Source organism: Alistipes sp. DJF_B185 (assembly GCF_964250025.1).
GTDB lineage: Bacteria > Bacteroidota > Bacteroidia > Bacteroidales > Rikenellaceae > Alistipes > Alistipes finegoldii.
In genome coordinates this window covers 39,972-57,819 of sequence record NZ_CAXUDY010000013.1, presented here as the reverse complement: position 1 = coordinate 57,819, position 17,848 = coordinate 39,972, and the positions used below count along the sequence as shown (strand labels likewise).

The window sequence follows — 17,848 nt, the reverse complement described above, 5'->3', positions numbered from 1 at the left end:
AGCCGTGTTCACACTGCGCCAATACCTGACCACGCTGGCCGATACGCACGGCCTCACCCGGACGCTGGGCGAGATCGAGGTGTGCCGCGACGGAAAGGGGCGCATATGTTACTCGGCAGGCAACAGCGCCGTCGTATTCCGCATCCGCTGCGAAGGCCGCGTCCGCTCGCTGCGCTGTTACATGCACCATCCGCGCCATCTGGCGGAAATCTACGGCGAGAAGCTGCTGCCGCAGGAGCTTTTCATCTACACCTCGCCCGCAGGCGGCGTCTGGGTGGATGTGGTGCTGAGCGACTGGATCGAAGGCGTGACGCTTCACGAAGCGGTCGCCGCAGCCGCCGAGACGGGCGACACGGCGCGGCTGAGGAGATTTGCCGCCGCATTCGACCGCATGGCCGCGGCGCTCACGGCGGACGACTGGGCGCACGGCGACCTGAAACCCGAAAACATCGTCGCGGACAACCGGGGACGGCTCCACCTGATCGATTTCGACGCCATGTTTCTGCCCGCTTTCGCAGGCCGGCACAGCCCGGAGCTGGGCACGGCGGCTTTCCAGCATCCCGCGCGCACGGTGCGGGATTTCGACGCTTCGCTCGACGACTATCCGGCGGCCCTGATCTCCACGGCACTGCATGCGCTGGCGCTCGACCCGACGCTGTACGCCCGCTATTCCGAGGCCGACGGGCTGCTCTTCACGCCGCAGAAGATCGGGACCGACGCGGCGCTCTGCGAGGTGCTCGCACTCTTCGAGCGCAGGGGACTCGCGGCGCAGTACCGGATTGCACGGTTGCTCCGTTCGCCTTCGCTCCGGCTGCCGGGGCTGCCGCAACTGCTGGCACTGGCGGCGGAAACGACGGAAACGGATGAAAGAACGGGACCTGAGGAAACGAAGAATGCAGTGAATACGGCAACGACAGGGACAACCGGATCCGGGGAAACAGCCGGATCAACAGGACCAAAGCGGGCAATGGGAGCGGAAGAAACGGCAGGCGGAAATTCCGGCTCCGCGGACGGCCCAACAGGCGCCCCAGCGGATGGCTCGGCAGAGGCCCCAGCGGGCGACTCGGCAGAAAGCACAACAGGCGCCCCAACAGAGGACCCAACGGACGGCGCCGTCGCCGAAGCGGCCGAGCTTTTCGTCGAAAACGGCCTGTGGGGCTACCGCACGCCGGAACAGGTCGTCGTGCCGCCGCTCTACGACTGCGGATTCGACTTCACCGAAGGGCTGGCGGCGGTACGGCTCGGAGCGACATGGCACTATATCGACGGCGCGGGCCGGACCCGGATCAGCTGTCCGGGGTGCGAAGCCGTGAAGCCGTTCCGCAACGGACGCGCCCCGGTCGTATGCGGCGGAAGGCGGCTGGAGATCGACCGGGAGGGCCGCGAGTTTGATATTTAGCCTTAAATCGTTATATTTGCATTTGCTTAATACGACACCGATGCCTCAACTCAGATATATGACTCCGGCGGAGATTTCCGCCGCCGAATCCCTCGGATCTTCGGCCGAAGCATGGTCGCAGGTGAGGGTCTCCGAAGATTTCACGCCCTTCCAGCTGCTGCAAAGCCATCTGGAGGGGACGGTCGAGATCGGCTCCGGCGCGCGCATCATCCGATCGCGCGTATGCAACTACCGGATCGGCGAGGGCGCGCTCATAGAGGGCGTCATGGCTCTCGAATGCCGCCGCCGGAGCACGTTCGGCAACGGCGTGGGCGTAGCGACGATGAACGAGTGCGGGGGCCGCACGGTCAGGATATTCGACCGGATGTCGGCGCAGGTAGCCTATCTGATGGCCGTCTACCGCCACCGGCCGCAGACCGTTGCGGCGCTGGAGCGCATGGTGGAGGCGTATGCCGAAGCGGGTGCGTCAGAGATGGGCAGCGTAGGCCGCAACACCCGCATCGTAGGCGCGAAATTCATCCGCGAAGTCCGCATCGGCGACGAAGTGTGCATCGACGGGGCCTCGATGCTCGAAAACGGCACCGTCTGCGACGGGGCGCATATCGGCGTGGACGTCAAGGCCTACGACTTCATCGCCGCCGAGAAGGCGCACATCGACAACGGGTCGATCGTCGAACGCTGCTTCGTGGGCGAGAGCTGCCGGCTGGACAAGGCCTTCACGGCAGCCGAGTCGCTCTTTTTCGCAAACTCGCACTGCGAAAACGGGGAGGCGGCCTCGATCTTCGCGGGTCCCTACACCGTCTCGCACCACAAATCGTCGCTGCTGATCGCCGGCATGTTCTCGTTCTTCAACGCCGGGAGCGGCTCCAACCAGAGCAACCACCTCTTCAAGAGCGGCGCCGTACACCAGTCGGTGCATCTGCGCGGCTGCAAGTTCGCCAGCGGGGCCTACATCATGTCGCCGGCGCTCGAAGGGGCCTTCACGATGATCATGGGGCACCACTCGTACCACCACGACACGTCGGCGTTTCCCTACTCCTACCTGATCGAGAAGGAGGGCCGCACGACGCTCATGCCGGGGGCGAACCTCACCAGCTACGGCGCCGTGCGCGACATCGAGAAGTGGCCGGCGCGCGACCGCCGCGAACGCAAACGCGACGTCATCAACTTCGAAGAATACAACCCCTACATAACCGAAGCGATGCTCAGGGCCGTGGACACGCTCCACACGCTGGCCGAAGAGGACCCCGACGCGCCGTCGTACGTCTACCGCAAGGCGGTCATCCGCGCCGCGGCCCTCAAACGGGGCATCGGCCTTTACAACAAATTCGTCGTCGCGGCGCTGGGCGCCATGCTCGACCGCGGCGAATCGGCCGCACGCTACGACGGCAGCGGCCGCTGGCTCGACGTGGCGGGGCAGTACGTCACCAAACGCGAGGTCGAAGCGATCCTCGACGCCGTGGACCGCGGCGAGCTGACAACGCCCGAAGAGGTGGACAACCGTTTCAGGGTCTTTTTCGTGCATTACGACGACTACGCCCACAGCTGGGCCGAAGGGATTTACGCCTCGCTGCTGGGGCGCGTGCCCACCGCGGCAGAGATCGGCGACGCGATCGAGGCGGGGCGCAACGCAAGGGAGGCGATGCGCCGCACGACCGACGCCGACCGCGAGCGCGACTGTTCGCTCGACATGGCCGTCAGCTACGGTCTGGACAGCGACGACGAGCGCGAAGTACGCGACGACTATTACTCGGTCCGGGGATTAAAATAGACGCAACATGTATACACAAAGCATCACACGCAACCACCGCACGGCATTCATACTGGCCATAGACTGTTCGGGATCGATGGCCGAAAGCATCCTCTTCCGGGGACGCAGGCTCACCAAGGCCGAGGCGGTGGCAGGCATCACCAACGACCTGCTGTTCGAGCTGGTAGAACGCGCCCGCCGCAGCGACGGCATACGCGACTATTACGACATCGCCGTGATCGGCTATTCGGGCGACGACGAGGTGCGCTCGCTGCTGCCCGACGGCGAAGAGCTGGTGCCGGTGAGCGCCCTCGCGGCGCGGGAGATGCCGGTGCGTACGGAGGTGATCGAACACCGTCTTCCCGACGGCAGCATCGCCCTGCGCGAGATTCCCGCACCGTCGTGGATCGAGCCGCAGGCGGCAGGACAGACGCCCATGTGCGAAGCGCTGCGCCGAGTGCGCGACATCGCCGCCGAATGGACAGCACGCGCGGCCAACGCCGAGAGTTTCCCGCCCGTGGTATTCAACATCACCGACGGCGAGGCGACCGACTGCGACGACGAGGAGCTGCGTGCGGTATGCAACCAGATCAAGGCGCTGGAGACCGCCGACGGCAACGTGCTGCTGATAAACATCCACATCGCCGCAGGCGACGCCGGACGGCACGTATTCTTTCCCGAAGCCGACGAAGCCAACTACACGAACCGCTATGCGGCGCTGCTGTACGACTGTTCGAGCGAAATGCCGGCGGTATTCAACGAAGCCATACGCGAAGCCAAAGGCCCCGGCGCGGTGCCCCCGTTCCGGGGCATGAGCTACAACGCATCGGCGGCCCAGCTGGTCACCATGCTCAACATAGGTTCCATCAGCGTCAAAACCGAATAGCCATGACAGCGACCATCCAACACTTCACCCGTGCGCTGCTGACGCCCGACCTGTCGCTGGCGACGCTCTCCGACGCCCGCGCCGTCACCGACTGCAACGGCATGCCGCGCATGGTACGCACCACGCGGTTCGCCGAAGCCGAAATCGAATGGCGCGGCGAGCGGTGGCTCGCCGCCATGCCCCTGACGCCTGCAGCACTGCCCCGCATCGAACGCACGGCTTCGGTCCTGCGGCGCATGAACACCGAACACCTGACGCAATTCCGCATTCTGCCGGAGGAAATGCGCTGGACCGACGCGCTGGGCAACGAGCGGCGCACGGGACTCGTCCTGCAGCAGCTTCCGGGCCGGGAATTCGCCGAGGCGCTGCTCACGGAGGACAAAACGGTTCTGCTCGCGGCGCTCGACACGCTGCGCGAAGCCCTGCGGGAGCTGGAATTCACGCACAACAACCTCCGGGAAAGCAACCTCCGCTGGCACCGGGGACGAATCATACCGATCCGTTATTACGACGCCCGCATAGGCGCGGCGGAAAACGGCGGGGCCGATGCGGAGGCGTTCGAGGCCCTGAAACGCCGGATCGCCGAGGCGCCCATGCCCCGGCAGTCGGTAAACGACGTCGAAGCGGTCTACAATCCGGTGCGGAAGCTGACCGGGCACCGCTGGACGAGCCACGTATTCGAAGGGCTGGTATGCGTCGAGGACGAAGGCGGATTCGGATTCGTCGATACGGACAACAACCCGGTGATTCCGTCGCAGTTCCTCTGGGCGGGCGACTTCCACGAAGGCCGCGCCGAGGTTCAGACGCGGACCGGCATGGGACTGATCGACCGCGAAGGAGGCTACGTCATCCCGCCCGAATACGAAATCGTCGATTACGACCCGGCGGTCAGCATCGTGCACGTCCGCCACGGCGGACGCTGGGCGCTGTTCGACTATCTGGGCCGCCGCCTGACGGAGTTCGGCCGGGAGGATATGCAGGAGCCTGTCCGGCAGGAGCCGTGCAGGTCCGAAATTTGCAGATAACAACGTCACAAAACATACGACAATGGAAGAAACGATCAAATGCCTGATTATCGGCAGCGGCCCCGCAGGGTACACCGCAGCTATCTATACTTCGCGCGCCAACCTCCGGCCCGTACTCTACGAGGGTATCGAGCCGGGCGGGCAGCTCACGACCACGACCGACGTGGAGAATTTTCCGGGCTATCCCGACGGCGTCAGCGGCCAGCAGATGATGGCCGACATGCGCCGTCAGGCCGAACGCTTCGGAGCCGACATCCGCATCGGAACCGTGACGAGCGTGGACCTCTCGTCGCGTCCGTTCCACGTGGTGATCGACGGCACGACGCAGATCAAGGCCGAGACGCTCATCATCGCCACGGGAGCATCGGCAAAATACCTCGGCCTGCCTTCGGAAACGAAATTCCGCGGCATGGGCGTCAGCGCGTGCGCCACGTGCGACGGATTCTTCTACCGCAAGAAGGACGTGGCCGTGGTCGGCGGCGGCGACACGGCCTGCGAGGAGGCCACCTATCTGGCCTCGATCTGCCGCAAGGTCTACATGATCGTGCGCAAGCCCCACCTGCGCGCTTCGAAGGCCATGCAGGAGCGGGTGTTCAACACCACCAATATCGAAGTGATGTTCAACCACAACACCGCCGAGGTGCTGGGCGACGAATCGGGCGTGACGGGCGCGCTGCTGCGCTGCAACGACGGCAAGGAGGTCAGGATCGACATAGCGGGATTCTTCCTCGCCATCGGCCACCATCCCAATACGGAGCTTTTCGCCGACCAGCTGACGCTCGACGCGGAAGGGTACATCAAAACGGAAGCGGGCACCTCGAAGACCAATATCGAAGGGGTCTTTGCCGCGGGCGACGTGCGCGACCCGCATTACCGGCAGGCCATAACGGCCGCGGCGTCGGGCTGCATCGCGGCGATCGACTGCGAACGCTTCATCCTGAACCGCGCAGAGTAAACCGAATCACGCAGAGCGAACAAAAACAGGCACCCCGCATGAGTTTCAGCGTCACCATACTCGGATCGTCCTCCGCCAAGCCCACTCTGAGCCGCCATCCGTCGGCCCAAGCGGTCAATGTGCACGAGCAGTACTATCTGGTCGATGCGGGCGAGGGAGTGCAGCAGCAGCTGATCCGCTGCGGGATCACCCCGCTGAAACTGCGCGCCGTGTTCATCTCGCACCTGCACGGCGACCATGTCTTCGGACTCTTTCCGCTGATCTCGACGCTGGCGCTCTACGGGCGCAAAACCCCGCTGCGGGTATTCGCCCCGGCGCCTTTCGGCGAGATACTGGCCTGCCACCTGCGGTTTTTTGACAGCGAGCTGCCCTATCCGGTGGTCTGGACCGAGGTGGACACGACCAAGCACGCGCTGCTGCTGGAAAACCGCACGCTCGAAGTGTGGAGCATTCCGCTGCGCCACCGGGTGCCGACGGCGGGATTCCTCTTCCGCGAGAAGGAGCCGCCGCTGAACGTCGAGAAGTTCAAGATCGCGAAATACGGCCTTACGGTCGCGCAGATCACCGCCGCCAAGCGGGGCGAGGAGATCGCGCTCCCGACGGGCGAGGTCATACCCAACGCGGAGCTGACCTACCGCCCCTATGCGCCCCGGTCGTACGCCTACCTCTCGGACACCAACTTCTCGGCGAAGGCCGCGACGCTGGCCAAGGGCGCGGACCTGATGTACCACGAGGCGACCTACGCCGCCGCCGAACAGAAAACGGCCAAGGAGCGGGGCCACTCGACAAGCGCCGACGCGGCCAAAGCCGCCCTAAAGGCCGGAGCCAAGCGGCTGATAATCGGACACTATTCGTCCCGCTACAAGAACGAAAACATATTGGTCGAAGAGGCCCGCGCGATCTTCCCGGAGACCTATCCGGCCACCGAAGGCGTCACCTTCACCATAGAGAAACAACGATGACGAAAGCCGAAATACAACTCGTCCGCGCGCTGGCCGACAAACGCGGACGCACGGAACACGGACTGTTCGTGGCCGAAGGGGAGAAACTCATCGGCGAACTGCGCGGCTCGCACCTGAAGGTCCGCAAGATCTTCGCGCTGGAGGGCGTGTTCGCAGGGCCGGAGGTCGAGACCGTCGCCCCGCGCGACATGGAGCGGCTGTCGCTGCTCAAAACCGCCGCCAACTCGCTGGCAATCGTCGAGACGCCCCGCTACGGGCTGGACATGCGGTCGCTCGCGGGGCGGCTGACGCTGGCGCTCGACGACGTGCAGAACCCCGGCAACCTCGGCACGATCGTCCGGCTGGCCGACTGGTTCGGCATCGCCGACATCGTCTGCTCGGAGGCTTCGGCCGACTGCTTCAACCCGAAGGTCGTGCAGGCCACGATGGGCGCGATTCTGCGGGTGCGGGTTCACTACACCGATCTGGGAGCGTTTCTGCACGACGCGGGAGCCGCCGGGCTGCCCGTTTACGGCACGTTTCTGGAAGGGGAGAATATCTACGGCACGACGCTTACGGAAGAGGGCGTCGTCGTCATGGGCAACGAAGGCCGCGGCATCTCGCAGGCCGCGGCGCGCGCCGTGACGCACAAGCTCTTCATCCCGCCCTACCCCGCCGACCGCCGCGGGTCGGAGTCGCTCAACGTGGCGATGGCCACGGGCATCGTATGCTCGGAATTCCGGCGTCGGGCAGGCATGGGAAGCGGGAAATAGGCCCGCCGCACCACAAATAAAAGACTGCCGGGATTGCTCCCGGCAGTTATTTTTTTTGCGACATCCGGCAAGGCCCGCGGCGCGGGAACCGACTGCGGCACAAGGGAGGTTCGGCAAAGGCAGGCGCGACGCAAAGCAGATTCAGCACAAGGCAGGTCGGCACAAGGCAGGTCGGCACAAGGCAGATTAGACACAAGTCCGGCGCAACGCAAAACCGATTCAGCGCATGCCGCCCGGCGGCAAACCGATAACAAACCGCGAACAAACCGACAAAGCCCCGCAACAGACAGGCGCCGGCAAAAGGCTCAGCCCACGGCAACGGCGGCATGCTCCTGCACGATGGCGGCGATCCGCCGCACCTGCGCCAGCGCTTCGGCACACTGCCAGCGGGAGAAAAGCGCCTCCGATTCGAGCCGGCCTATGGTCTGCACGAGCCGGCCGACGGCCTGCAAGAGCGTCTGCAGTTCGCCGGGCGAGGCCGAGCGCAAGTCGGTGGCGGCCAGCAGCACGGCAGTCTCCCGGCCGCGGCGTTCGAACTCCGAAAGCGCCGCATTGCTCCGGCGCCGGTCGTAGGGAGCCACCCATAATATTTCGAACATCAGCCGGAAAACCGTATCGACCAGTTCCGGATTGTGTTTTTTAGTCGTCTTTTGTGCGCAAGGTTCCATCTTTCGGGCGGTTTATCGAAAAAAGCGCGGGCAGTATCACCGAATCCACCATCGAGGTATTGGACGACCTGTAACGTAGAATACGGTAAATGCCCACGCCGAAAACAGCGAGAGCATCAACCTTTGTTCCTTACGTTACGCGAAAGTGTCCAATTTTCGACGGTAAGAAAAAAGCCGATGCGCTTTAATCCGAATATGTCATCAGCCCTAACAGGCTGCATAAAACAAAGGTAGGAAAAAATAGTCCATCCGCAAAACATTACGGATCGCCGCAGTGCAAAAAAACATTTTAATTGCATCCGGCCTATTGCAGATTCTGAATAATATGTATCTTTGTAGATTGAAATACTTGTATCCATGTCAGAACAGAAACTTAAAATAGGCATCACGCAGGGCGACACGAACGGCATCGGCTGGGAGGTCATCCTCAAGGCGCTGGCCGATCCGCGCATGACGGAGCTTTTCACGCCCGTCGTATACGGCTCGCCCAAGGCCGCGGCCTATTACCGAAATACGCTCGCACAGACCGAACCGGTGCAGTTCAACGCCGTAACGTCGGCCCGCGACGCCCGCCGCGGCAAAGTGAACCTCGTCGCATGCGGCGACACGGAGCAGATCGAACCGGGCAAAGCTTCGGCCGAGGCCGGGCGCGCCGCCGTCGAGGCGCTGCGCCGCGCGACGCAGGAGCTGAAGGAGGGGCTGCTCGACGCCATCGTCACAGCCCCCTTCAACAAGGAGAGCGTGCAGGGCGACGGGTTCCACTTCACGGGCCATACCGAATTCATCGGGGCCGAACTGGGCGGGGAGCCGATGATGATCATGTGCAGCGAGATTCTGCGCGTGGGGCTGGTCACCAAGCACATTCCGGTGTCGGAGATCAGCGGCAGCATCACCGGGGAGAAGATCGTGCGCGACCTGCATACGCTCCGCCGCACGCTGAAAGAGGACTTCGGCATCGTCGAGCCGCGCATCGCCGTGATGGCTCTCAACCCGCATGCCGGGGACGGAGGACTGCTGGGACGCGAGGAGCAGGAGATCATCCGCCCGGCCGTCGTCGAGGCGTTCAATCAGGGCGTGCTGGCGTTCGGACCGTTTGCCGCCGACGGGCTTTTCGCAGGCGGAGGATACGCAAAATACGACGGCATACTGGCCATGTACCACGATCAGGGGCTGGCGCCGTTCAAGACGCTTTCGCCCGACGGCGTGAACTTCACGGCCGGACTCTCGAAGGTCCGCACCTCGCCCGACCACGGCACGGCCTACGACATCGCCGGGCAGGACAAAGCCGACCCGCAGTCGATGCGCTCGGCGATTTACGCCGCGATCGACATCGTCGAGCACCGCCGCGCATGGGCCGAATGGAGCCGCAACCCGCTGCAACGCGCCGAACGCGAGAAGGGCGGCCGCGACGTCTCGGTCAAGGACCTGCCGCAGACCGAAAAGGAGGATTAGCGCAGGAGCGACGAAAAACCGGGATCTGGGCCGGAGGAAGAGGAAGAGGAAGAGGAAGAAAAGGAAGAGCAAACGACATCCGCCGTATCCGCCCAAAGATTGCGGGCAGGGCGCAGCAAGAACAGAAACAACACACCGGGCAAACCGGAGGCGTATTCCGTCTCGTAATTGTGGAAGCGCCGAAGGCCCCGAAAACTTAATTTATATTTTATGATCAAAATCACTTTTCCCGACGGCTCGGTCAGAGAATACGCCGAAGGGACTACTGCTTACCAGATCGCAGAGAGCATCAGCCCTCGTTTAGCTGCTGACTCACTGGCCGCTTCGGTAAACGGCGCAACGGTAGACATGACGCGCCCGATCGGGGAAGACGCCTCGGTCAAATTCTACAAATGGGACGACGAAGAGGGCAAGCACGCCTTCTGGCACACCTCGTCGCACCTGCTGGCCGAAGCCCTCGAAGCCCTCTATCCGGGCATCAAGTTCGGCATCGGCCCCGCCATCGAAAACGGCTTCTACTACGACGTCGATTCGCCGACGCCGATCACCGAGGCCGACCTTCCGAAGATCGAACAGAAGATGCAGGAGCTGTCCCGCAACAAAGAGCAGCTCGTCCGCCGCGAGGTCCCCAAGGCCGAAGCGCTCAAGACCTTCACCGAGAAGGGCGACCAGTACAAGGTCGAACTGATCTCGGACCTGCAGGACGGAACCATCTCATTCTATACCAACGGTGCGTTCACCGACCTCTGCCGGGGGCCGCACATCCCCAACACGGGTTACATCAAGGCCCTCAAGCTGACTTCGGTGGCAGGTGCCTACTGGCGCGGCAACGAGAAGAACAAGATGCTGACGCGCATCTACGGCATCTCGTTCCCCAAGAAGTCGATGCTCGACGAATACCTCGTGATGATGGAGGAGGCCAAGAAACGCGACCACCGCAAGCTGGGCAAGGACCTCGAACTGTTCTGTTTCTCGCAGCGCGTAGGACAGGGTCTGCCCTTGTGGCTGCCGAAAGGCGCCGCGCTCAGGGACCGGCTCGAACAGTTCCTGCGCAACGTGCAGAAAGAATACGGCTACCAGCAGGTCATCACCCCGCATATCGGCAACAAGGAGCTGTACGTGACTTCGGGACACTACGCCAAGTACGGCAAGGATTCGTTCCAGCCGATTCACACCCCGATCGAGGGCGAGGAGTATCTCCTGAAGCCGATGAACTGCCCGCACCACTGCGAGATTTACCGTTCGAAGCCCCGTTCGTACAAGGAGCTGCCCGTCCGTCTGGCGGAGTTCGGCACCGTGTACCGCTACGAGCAGTCGGGCGAACTGCACGGACTGACCCGCGTGCGCGGATTCACGCAGGACGACGCCCACCTGTTCGTACGCCCCGACCAGCTGCTCGAAGAGTTCGAGCGGGTGATCGACATCGTGCTCTACATCTTCAAGACGCTGAAGTTCGACAACTATACGGCACAGATTTCGCTGCGCGACCCCAACAACAAGGAGAAGTACATCGGCTCGGACGAAAACTGGGAGAAGGCCGAAAGCGCCATCATGCAGGCCGCTGAGGAGAAGGGACTCAATACGGTCGTGGAGTACGGCGAAGCCGCGTTCTACGGTCCCAAGCTCGACTTCATGGTCAAGGACGCCATCGGCCGCAAGTGGCAGTTGGGAACCATTCAGGTGGACTACAACCTGCCGGAGCGGTTCGACCTGACGTACAAGGGCGCGGACGACAAACTGCACCGCCCGATCATGATTCACCGCGCACCGTTCGGCTCGATGGAGCGTTTCGTGGCTGTATTGCTGGAGCATACGGGCGGCAAATTCCCGTTGTGGCTCTCGCCCCAGCAGGTCGTGGTGCTCCCCATTTCGGAGAAGTTCAACGACTACGCCCAGCAGGTTGCGGAGTACCTCAACCGCAGCGACGTGAGGACCGAGGTGGACGACCGCAACGAGAAAATCGGCCGCAAGATCCGCGACAACGAACTCAAGCGCATCCCCTACCTGCTGATCGTCGGCGAGAAGGAGGAGGCCGAAGGACTCGTGTCGGTACGCGCGCAGGGCGAAGGCGACAAGGGTCAGATGACGCTCGAAGGCTTCCGCGACTTCATCGCCGGACTGGTGAAGGAGGAGATCGAGGCCAACAAAATGGAAAAGAAATAACGACTCCGGTCCGCATCCGGGACTTCCCCCTTTCGGGGGAAATTCCGGACGGCGGGGTTTACGGCACGCCGCAGGTCACGCCCCGGCAGCCGGACAATGAAAAACAAAAGTAATTAACCACTTTAATACTTTACGATTATCGCAGCACCGAAACCATTCCCGCCGAGGCCATTCAACCCCGGGAATAACCGGCCGAAACCGGCAGCCGGCACCAACAACCGGTACGGGCGCCGCCCGCCCGAAAAGGAGAATCCGCACCGCATCAACGAGCAGATAACGGCTCCCGAAGTGCGCGTCGTGGGCGACAACGTCGAACAACCGCTGGTTTTACCCATACGCGAAGCGCTGAAGCTCGCCGACAGCATGGAACTCGACCTGATCGAGATCTCGCCCAAGGCCGAGCCGCCCGTATGCCGCATCGCCGATTACCAGAAATTCCTCTACCAGCAGAAGAAAAAGGCCAAGGAGCTGAAAGCCAATCAGGTGAAAGTCGTGATCAAGGAGATCCGCTTCGGTCCGCAGACCGACGACCACGACTACAACTTCAAGCTCAAGCACGCCACCAACTTCCTGAAGGAGGGCTGCAAGGTCAAGGCGTACGTCTTCTTCCGCGGCCGTTCGATCGTCTTCAAGGAGCAGGGCGAAATCCTGCTGCTCCGCTTCGCCACCGACCTCGAAGAGGTCGCCAAAGTGGAGATGATGCCCAAGCTCGACGGCAAGAAGATGAACATGATGCTGGCGCCCAAAACCAACAAGAAGTAGCGGCCGAGCGGTTCCGACACCGCGCGAAGCGACTATATCCGATCCATAATCGGGGTCCCGGAAGGGAGTCCGATTGTGGATTTTTATTTCATGACCGACGCAAGCGGCAGAGAGGCGGCGGCCTTTCACACACCTGCGGAAGCGGACCTGCAGGCATGCACCTGCGGGAACGAGCTTTCGGGAACGGGCTTTCAGGAACGACGCGGGGGACAGACTTTCGGAAGCGCTACGCAGGGAACCGCCCTGCCGGACTTATTCCGTCCGCAGAAAAGGGATTTTGCCGAATTTCGAAATATATTTACCTTTGCAATGAAATGATTACGCAGGACGACATATTCGGGATCACGGACGACGCGGCGTTCGAAGCCGCCGCACTGGAGGTATTCAGGCGGCAGGCGGCCGAATGCCCGCCCTACCGCGAGTATCTCGCGCTGGCCGGAGTGCGGCCCGAAGAGGTGCGAGCGGCCCGCGAAATTCCGTTCCTGCCGATCGAAATCTTCAAGACCCACGACGTCTACTGCGGCGGCACGGAGCCGGAGGCGGTCTTCACCTCGTCGGCAACAACGGGCATGACGCCGTCGCGCCACCCGATGCGTTCGCTGGCGCTGTACGAACGGACGTTCCGCGCAGCATTCGGCACGTTCTACGGCGAACCGGGGCAGTGGAGCCTCTATGCCCTGCTGCCCAATTACCTGCGCCGCAAGGGGTCGTCGCTGGTCTACATGGCCGACCGGCTGATCGCCGACTGCGGTTCGGGCGGCTTCTACTTGGACGACTACGACGCGCTGCTGGCGGCCATGCAGGCCGATCCGAAGCCCAAAATCCTGCTGGGCGTAAGCTATGCGCTGTGGGATCTGGCGGAGCGTTACGCCCCGAAGCTCGAAAATACGGTCATAATGGAGACGGGCGGCATGAAGGGTTACCGCGAAGAGATTCCCAAGGAGGAGTTCCACAAAATCCTGTGCGGCGCATTCGGCGTCGGCGCGATACACTCCGAATACGGCATGGCCGAGCTGACTTCGCAGGCCTATTCGCAGGGCGGCAACCTCTTTCGCTGTCCGCCGTGGATGCGCGTCACGACCCGCGACGTGAACGATCCGTTCGACCCCCAGCCCGCGGGAACGCGCGGAGGGCTGAACATCGCCGATCTGGCGAACTGGTGGTCGTGCGCGTTCATCCAGACGCAGGACGTGGGCCGGGTCGATGCCCGCGGAACGTTCGTCGTCGAGGGGCGCATCGACCACAGCGACATCAGAGGATGCAACTTACTGGTACAGTGAACCTAAACGGGTTTCCGCCGCAAGGCGGGCAGGCCCCGATATAAAACCGAATTATGAAAACAGCAGCATTCGTCCCCATACGGCTCAACAGCCAGCGCGTCAGCGGCAAGAACCTGCGTCCGCTGAGCGGGTCGCCGCTCATGTGCCACATACTCCGGACGCTGACCGAGGTCGAGGGAATCGACGAGGTTTACGTCTATTGCAGCGACGAGCGGATCCGCGAATTCCTGCCCGAAGGGGTGCGGTTCCTGCGCCGCAGCGAGGAGCTGGACCGCGACACGACGCTGGGACGGGAGATTTACGACAGCTTCACCGCCGAGGTCGAAGCCGACCTCTATGTGCTGGCGCACGCCACGTCGCCCTTTATCCGCGCCGAGACCGTCGCGGATGCGCTTCGGAAAGTGTTTTCGGGCGAATACGACTCGGCATTCAGCGCCGAAAAGATACAGACGTTCGCGTGGTACGAGGGACGGCCGCTCAACTATTCGCCCGAAAACATCCCCCGCACGCAGACCATCGAGCCGGTGTATATCGAAACCAGCGCGTTCTTCATCTTCCCGCGGGCCTTGTGGACCGGACGGCACCGCAGGATCGGAGACAGACCCTACATGGCGGTTGTGGACCGCATCGAGGGGCTGGACATCGACTATCCGGAGGATTTCACAATGGCCGAGATCATCGCCGCAAGCCGCAACCTGCCCAAATAAATTCCGGCGCATCTACCGGCACATCAGGCGATACGAAGAAGGAGAAATTTCGATTCCTCCTTTTTCGTTTTCATCGGGCAGCTCACTCCGGGTTCCGTTCGTAGGCGTCGATCATCGAACCGCGGGTGCGGTTGACGATCCGCGCACCGAGCGCGGCGGCATAGTCGCGCAGGACTTCGTGGCCGCGGAACAGTTCGGCGACTTCGGCCAGATAGTCCGCCATCGTATAGGGCACATGGGGAACCTTCTTGTAAATAGGCTGCGGCGCGGCGGCTTCCGCTCCGTCGTAATAGTGGCGGTCGATGCGGCAGAGCCGGTTCCCATCGTCCACGCAGAGTCCGTCCAACAGCGTATGGTCCACGCCGTAAAGCTCGATCCGCTTATACCCCAGCAGCAGAGCGACGTATTCGCCGACCTGCACCACCGTTCCGAAATTGGCGCTTCCCAGCCCGCGGCGGAAAAGCCAAAATTCGAGACTTCTGAAACCGCGGTACATCTGGGTATGGAAGCGGACGATGCGGATATTGGAATTGGGCAGCGCGGCGCGGTAGTCGAAGCCTTCGGGGTTATAGTACTGCACGTAGAGGTTCATCGGCCACGCAACCTTGCGGGCGAGCGTCGCGTAAAGCGCCCGGACGCGGTCGCGGCATGCGCTGTCACGGAAGAACATCGGGTCGGAAAGGACGTAATACTTCGGCTTCACGACCTCGAAGCGGTCGTCTTCGGCGAAAAAATTGACAGCAAGGAAATCTTCGGTTTCGTATTCGCGGCGTTCGATCAGCCGCGGCAGGTCACCGGCCAGCGAGGGGCCGTTGCCCAGAATCACCATCGACTGCGCCGGCCGGCCGACCGTTCCGGCACGCCCGACGTAGTTGCGGAAATTCTCCTTGACTGCCATCACGGCGAAATACAACGCCGTGTCGAACGAGTTGCGGATGAAAGCGATGAGTTTCTCGGCTGCGGTCATAGTGCGTTATTCGTTAATTCCCGTCCGGAACGGGAAGAGCGGAACGGGAGCGGCGGGAGGGACTCCGCGCGCATAGGGCCGGCCGGTTTCAGCCCGGAAGGTCGCCTGAAGAGTGCCGCGCACCCGTTAATTATTTGCAAATGTAGCAAAAGATCGGTATCTTCGCAATAAATCAAACCGCTAAAAATGGCATCCGCAACCATCTCGGTCATCATACCCCTCTACAACAAGGAACGCGAAATCGGCGACACCCTGCGTTCGGTGCTAGCCCAGACGCTGCCCCCGGCAGAGATCGTCGTCGTGGACGACGGTTCGACGGACCGCAGCGCAGAAATCGTGCGCGGCATCCGCTCGCCGCTCGTGAAACTCGTCACGCAGCCCAACGCCGGCGAATGCGCGGCCCGCAACCGCGCCATCGCCGAATCGACGGGCGACTACATCGCCCTGCTGGACGCCGACGACACGTGGGAGCCGGGATTTCTGGAGGAGATCGCCGCGATGATCGCGGAGTTTCCGGGCTGCGGGGTCTACTCGACGGCCTTCAACATCGTCAGCCACGACGGGCGTTTCCCGGCCCGCACCCCTTCGGAACGCGGTGTGGTCGCCAACTTCTTCCGCGACTCGGCGCACCGGTACATCTCGATCCCGTCGGCCAGCGCAGTACCGCGCGCGGTCTTCGAGGCGGTGGGCGGATTCCCCGAAGGGATGAAGATCGGCGGCGACATGTATATGTGGATCAAGATCGCCCGCCGCTACGCGGTCTGCTTCTCGCCCAAGCCGCTGGCGAACTACTCGAAGGTCGCATCGAACCGCTCGGCGTCGAGCTACACGCCCGAACGGACGCGCTATTCGTTCGAGGAACTTTACGACCCGTCGGCGCCTGAGGAATACAACGAATTCGTGGCCCGCGCGGCATTGGGCAAAGCGCTCATCATCAGCGCCAAGGGCGGCACAAAAGAGGCGGCGCGCGCGGCGGAGTTTTTCGGCTACACCAAGACCTACCGCCGCACGCTGCGCAAGGTCCGCGTCCTCAACGCCCTGCCCCGCAGCTGGCGCGCTCCGCTGATCGGGCTATACAACAGTCTGGCATGGCGCATCGCCCGCAAGGGTCTGTAAATCGAATACTGCTGAAAATGAGACACCTGCTGAAATCCGCCGCGGCAAAGGGTTTTCTTCTTACGGCCCTTCTGCTCTTCGCGGCAAGCATCTGCCGGGCGCAGTCCGTGGCGCCGGAGACCCCGGATTACATCCTGCGTTCGGGCGGCATGGAGCGCACCTACAAACTGCACCTGCCCGCCGGCCTGCCGGAGAACGCCCCGCTGGTCGTCGTCCTGCACGGCTACGGCGGCAACAACAATCCCGACCGTTTCGCCATGAACGCCACGGCCGACCGCCACGGTTTCGCCGTCTGCTACCCGCAGGGCGCGAAAGACGGACGCGGCAAGAGCTGCTGGAACGTGGGATACCCCTTTCAGGCCGACATGACCGTCGACGACGTGCGGTTCCTGACCGAGCTGGTGCGCCATTTGCAGAAAAAGCACGGACTGAGCCGGCACAACGTCTTCTGCACGGGCATGTCGAACGGCGGAGAGATGTGTTACCAGCTGGCGGCGCAGCGTCCCCGCCTGTTCGCCGCCGTGGCGCCGGTTTCGGGACTGATGCTCGACTGGCTCTACAAAGCGGACCGGAGTACGGCGCCGGTTCCGCTCTTCGAAATCCACGGCACGGAGGACAAGACCTCGGCATGGCTGGGCGATCCGCAAAACAAAGGCGGCTGGGGAGCTTATCTGCCCGTGCCGCTGGCCGTACATTACTGGGCGGCGAAGAACCGCTGCACCGTCATGCAGACCGACATGCTGCCGGCAAAGGCACCCGGCGGCCGCACGGTGATCGCGCACCGCTTCACGGGCGGCACCGGGGGCAGCGAGGTGTGGCTTTACGAAATCGTCGGCGGCAAACACTCGTGGGGCGAGCAGGACATCGACACGGGCGAGGAGCTGTGGAAATTCTTCAGCAGGTTCGTAAAGTAGGCGGAACGGCCCCCGCAGGGCCGAAAGAGGAGTGCTCCGAACGCGGGCGGCAATAAAAAATGGTTCCGGAAAAAATCCGGAACCATTTCG

16 protein-coding genes are annotated in these 17,848 nt (G+C 62.8%); 14 read left to right on the top strand and 2 right to left on the bottom strand.

Going from position 1 to position 17,848, the window contains the following annotated elements; translation table 11 throughout:
- Positions 1-4 precede the first annotated feature (4 nt).
- Genes ACESTR_RS13140 through ACESTR_RS13110 form a run of 7 tightly spaced genes read left to right on the top strand, consistent with a single transcriptional unit; the run spans position 5 to position 7,729 of the window.
- Entirely contained in the window at positions 5-1,399 is a 1,395-nt protein-coding gene (locus ACESTR_RS13140) for a WG repeat-containing protein (RefSeq protein ID WP_373179360.1), read from the top strand.
- Positions 1,400-1,439: 40 nt separating this feature from the next.
- Positions 1,440-3,170 (top strand): DUF4954 family protein, encoded by a 1,731-nt coding sequence (locus ACESTR_RS13135; RefSeq protein ID WP_373179359.1) that lies wholly within the window; start codon positions 1,440-1,442, stop codon positions 3,168-3,170.
- A 7-nt stretch (positions 3,171-3,177) separates the two neighbouring features.
- Positions 3,178-4,035 carry a vWA domain-containing protein gene (locus ACESTR_RS13130; RefSeq protein ID WP_130062932.1) on the top strand — a complete coding sequence of 286 codons (858 nt, stop codon included), beginning with the start codon at positions 3,178-3,180 and terminating at the stop codon, positions 4,033-4,035.
- A gap of 2 nt (positions 4,036-4,037) precedes the next feature.
- Positions 4,038-5,060, top strand: a complete 1,023-nt coding sequence (locus ACESTR_RS13125; RefSeq protein ID WP_014775102.1) for a WG repeat-containing protein — start codon at positions 4,038-4,040, stop codon at positions 5,058-5,060.
- Positions 5,061-5,082: 22 nt separating this feature from the next.
- On the top strand, positions 5,083-6,015 hold the full coding sequence (gene trxB, locus ACESTR_RS13120; protein ID WP_014775103.1) for a thioredoxin-disulfide reductase: 933 nt from the start codon (positions 5,083-5,085) through the stop codon (positions 6,013-6,015).
- Positions 6,016-6,053: 38 nt separating this feature from the next.
- Entirely contained in the window at positions 6,054-6,977 is a 924-nt protein-coding gene (locus tag ACESTR_RS13115) for a ribonuclease Z (protein WP_014775104.1), read from the top strand.
- Positions 6,974-7,729 (top strand): RNA methyltransferase, encoded by a 756-nt coding sequence (locus tag ACESTR_RS13110; RefSeq protein WP_014775105.1) that lies wholly within the window; start codon positions 6,974-6,976, stop codon positions 7,727-7,729. The genes ACESTR_RS13115 and ACESTR_RS13110 overlap by 4 nt, the downstream gene beginning before the upstream one ends.
- A 305-nt stretch (positions 7,730-8,034) precedes the next feature.
- On the opposite strand, the gene ACESTR_RS13105 is transcribed toward ACESTR_RS13110, so the two are convergent.
- On the bottom strand, positions 8,035-8,397 hold the full coding sequence (locus ACESTR_RS13105; protein ID WP_014775106.1) for a hypothetical protein: 363 nt from the start codon (positions 8,395-8,397) through the stop codon (positions 8,035-8,037).
- Positions 8,398-8,754: 357 nt separating this feature from the next.
- Here ACESTR_RS13105 and pdxA point away from each other — a divergent pair, with 357 nt between their 5' ends.
- The 5 genes from pdxA (at position 8,755) to ACESTR_RS13080 (ending at position 14,761) form a co-directional block, all read left to right on the top strand.
- The gene (pdxA, locus tag ACESTR_RS13100; protein ID WP_009596720.1) at positions 8,755-9,849 is read left to right on the top strand and encodes a 4-hydroxythreonine-4-phosphate dehydrogenase PdxA; all 1,095 of its coding nucleotides are present in this window, start codon (positions 8,755-8,757) and stop codon (positions 9,847-9,849) included.
- 210 nt (positions 9,850-10,059) lie between these two features.
- Entirely contained in the window at positions 10,060-12,012 is a 1,953-nt protein-coding gene (thrS, locus tag ACESTR_RS13095) for a threonine--tRNA ligase (protein ID WP_009596765.1), read from the top strand.
- Positions 12,013-12,150: 138 nt separating this feature from the next.
- Positions 12,151-12,774 carry a translation initiation factor IF-3 gene (gene infC / locus ACESTR_RS13090; RefSeq protein ID WP_081488085.1) on the top strand — a complete coding sequence of 208 codons (624 nt, stop codon included), beginning with the start codon at positions 12,151-12,153 and terminating at the stop codon, positions 12,772-12,774.
- A 314-nt stretch (positions 12,775-13,088) separates the two neighbouring features.
- On the top strand, positions 13,089-14,054 hold the full coding sequence (locus ACESTR_RS13085; protein WP_373179358.1) for an acyltransferase: 966 nt from the start codon (positions 13,089-13,091) through the stop codon (positions 14,052-14,054).
- A 53-nt stretch (positions 14,055-14,107) separates the two neighbouring features.
- Positions 14,108-14,761 (top strand): cytidylyltransferase domain-containing protein, encoded by a 654-nt coding sequence (locus ACESTR_RS13080; RefSeq protein ID WP_237958683.1) that lies wholly within the window; start codon positions 14,108-14,110, stop codon positions 14,759-14,761.
- Positions 14,762-14,843: 82 nt separating this feature from the next.
- Here ACESTR_RS13080 and ACESTR_RS13075 read toward each other — a convergent pair whose 3' ends face one another.
- Entirely contained in the window at positions 14,844-15,728 is an 885-nt protein-coding gene (locus ACESTR_RS13075) for a hypothetical protein (RefSeq protein WP_014775109.1), read from the bottom strand.
- A 186-nt stretch (positions 15,729-15,914) separates the two neighbouring features.
- Here ACESTR_RS13075 and ACESTR_RS13070 point away from each other — a divergent pair, with 186 nt between their 5' ends.
- Together ACESTR_RS13070 and ACESTR_RS13065 are read left to right on the top strand one after the other, a co-directional pair.
- Positions 15,915-16,844: a glycosyltransferase family 2 protein gene (locus ACESTR_RS13070; protein ID WP_009596739.1), complete on the top strand. Its 930-nt coding sequence runs from the start codon at positions 15,915-15,917 to the stop codon at positions 16,842-16,844.
- Positions 16,845-16,861: 17 nt separating this feature from the next.
- Positions 16,862-17,758, top strand: a complete 897-nt coding sequence (locus ACESTR_RS13065; protein ID WP_130062940.1) for an alpha/beta hydrolase family esterase — start codon at positions 16,862-16,864, stop codon at positions 17,756-17,758.
- The last annotated feature ends 90 nt before the right edge of the window (positions 17,759-17,848 follow it).

Bases quoted from the DNA above. Each gene is read 5' to 3' on its own strand.
- ACESTR_RS13135 (WP_373179359.1), top strand. From the start codon at position 1,440: ATGCCTCAACTCAGATATATGACTCCGGCGGAGATTTCCGCCGCCGAA.
- ACESTR_RS13130 (WP_130062932.1), top strand. From the start codon at position 3,178: ATGTATACACAAAGCATCACACGCAACCACCGCACGGCATTCATACTG.
- ACESTR_RS13125 (WP_014775102.1), top strand. From the start codon at position 4,038: ATGACAGCGACCATCCAACACTTCACCCGTGCGCTGCTGACGCCCGAC.
- trxB (WP_014775103.1), top strand. From the start codon at position 5,083: ATGGAAGAAACGATCAAATGCCTGATTATCGGCAGCGGCCCCGCAGGG.
- ACESTR_RS13115 (WP_014775104.1), top strand. From the start codon at position 6,054: ATGAGTTTCAGCGTCACCATACTCGGATCGTCCTCCGCCAAGCCCACT.
- ACESTR_RS13110 (WP_014775105.1), top strand. From the start codon at position 6,974: ATGACGAAAGCCGAAATACAACTCGTCCGCGCGCTGGCCGACAAACGC.
- ACESTR_RS13105 (WP_014775106.1), bottom strand. From the start codon at position 8,397: ATGGAACCTTGCGCACAAAAGACGACTAAAAAACACAATCCGGAACTG.
- pdxA (WP_009596720.1), top strand. From the start codon at position 8,755: ATGTCAGAACAGAAACTTAAAATAGGCATCACGCAGGGCGACACGAAC.
- thrS (WP_009596765.1), top strand. From the start codon at position 10,060: ATGATCAAAATCACTTTTCCCGACGGCTCGGTCAGAGAATACGCCGAA.
- ACESTR_RS13085 (WP_373179358.1), top strand. From the start codon at position 13,089: ATGATTACGCAGGACGACATATTCGGGATCACGGACGACGCGGCGTTC.
- ACESTR_RS13080 (WP_237958683.1), top strand. From the start codon at position 14,108: ATGAAAACAGCAGCATTCGTCCCCATACGGCTCAACAGCCAGCGCGTC.
- ACESTR_RS13075 (WP_014775109.1), bottom strand. From the start codon at position 15,728: ATGACCGCAGCCGAGAAACTCATCGCTTTCATCCGCAACTCGTTCGAC.
- ACESTR_RS13070 (WP_009596739.1), top strand. From the start codon at position 15,915: ATGGCATCCGCAACCATCTCGGTCATCATACCCCTCTACAACAAGGAA.
- ACESTR_RS13065 (WP_130062940.1), top strand. From the start codon at position 16,862: ATGAGACACCTGCTGAAATCCGCCGCGGCAAAGGGTTTTCTTCTTACG.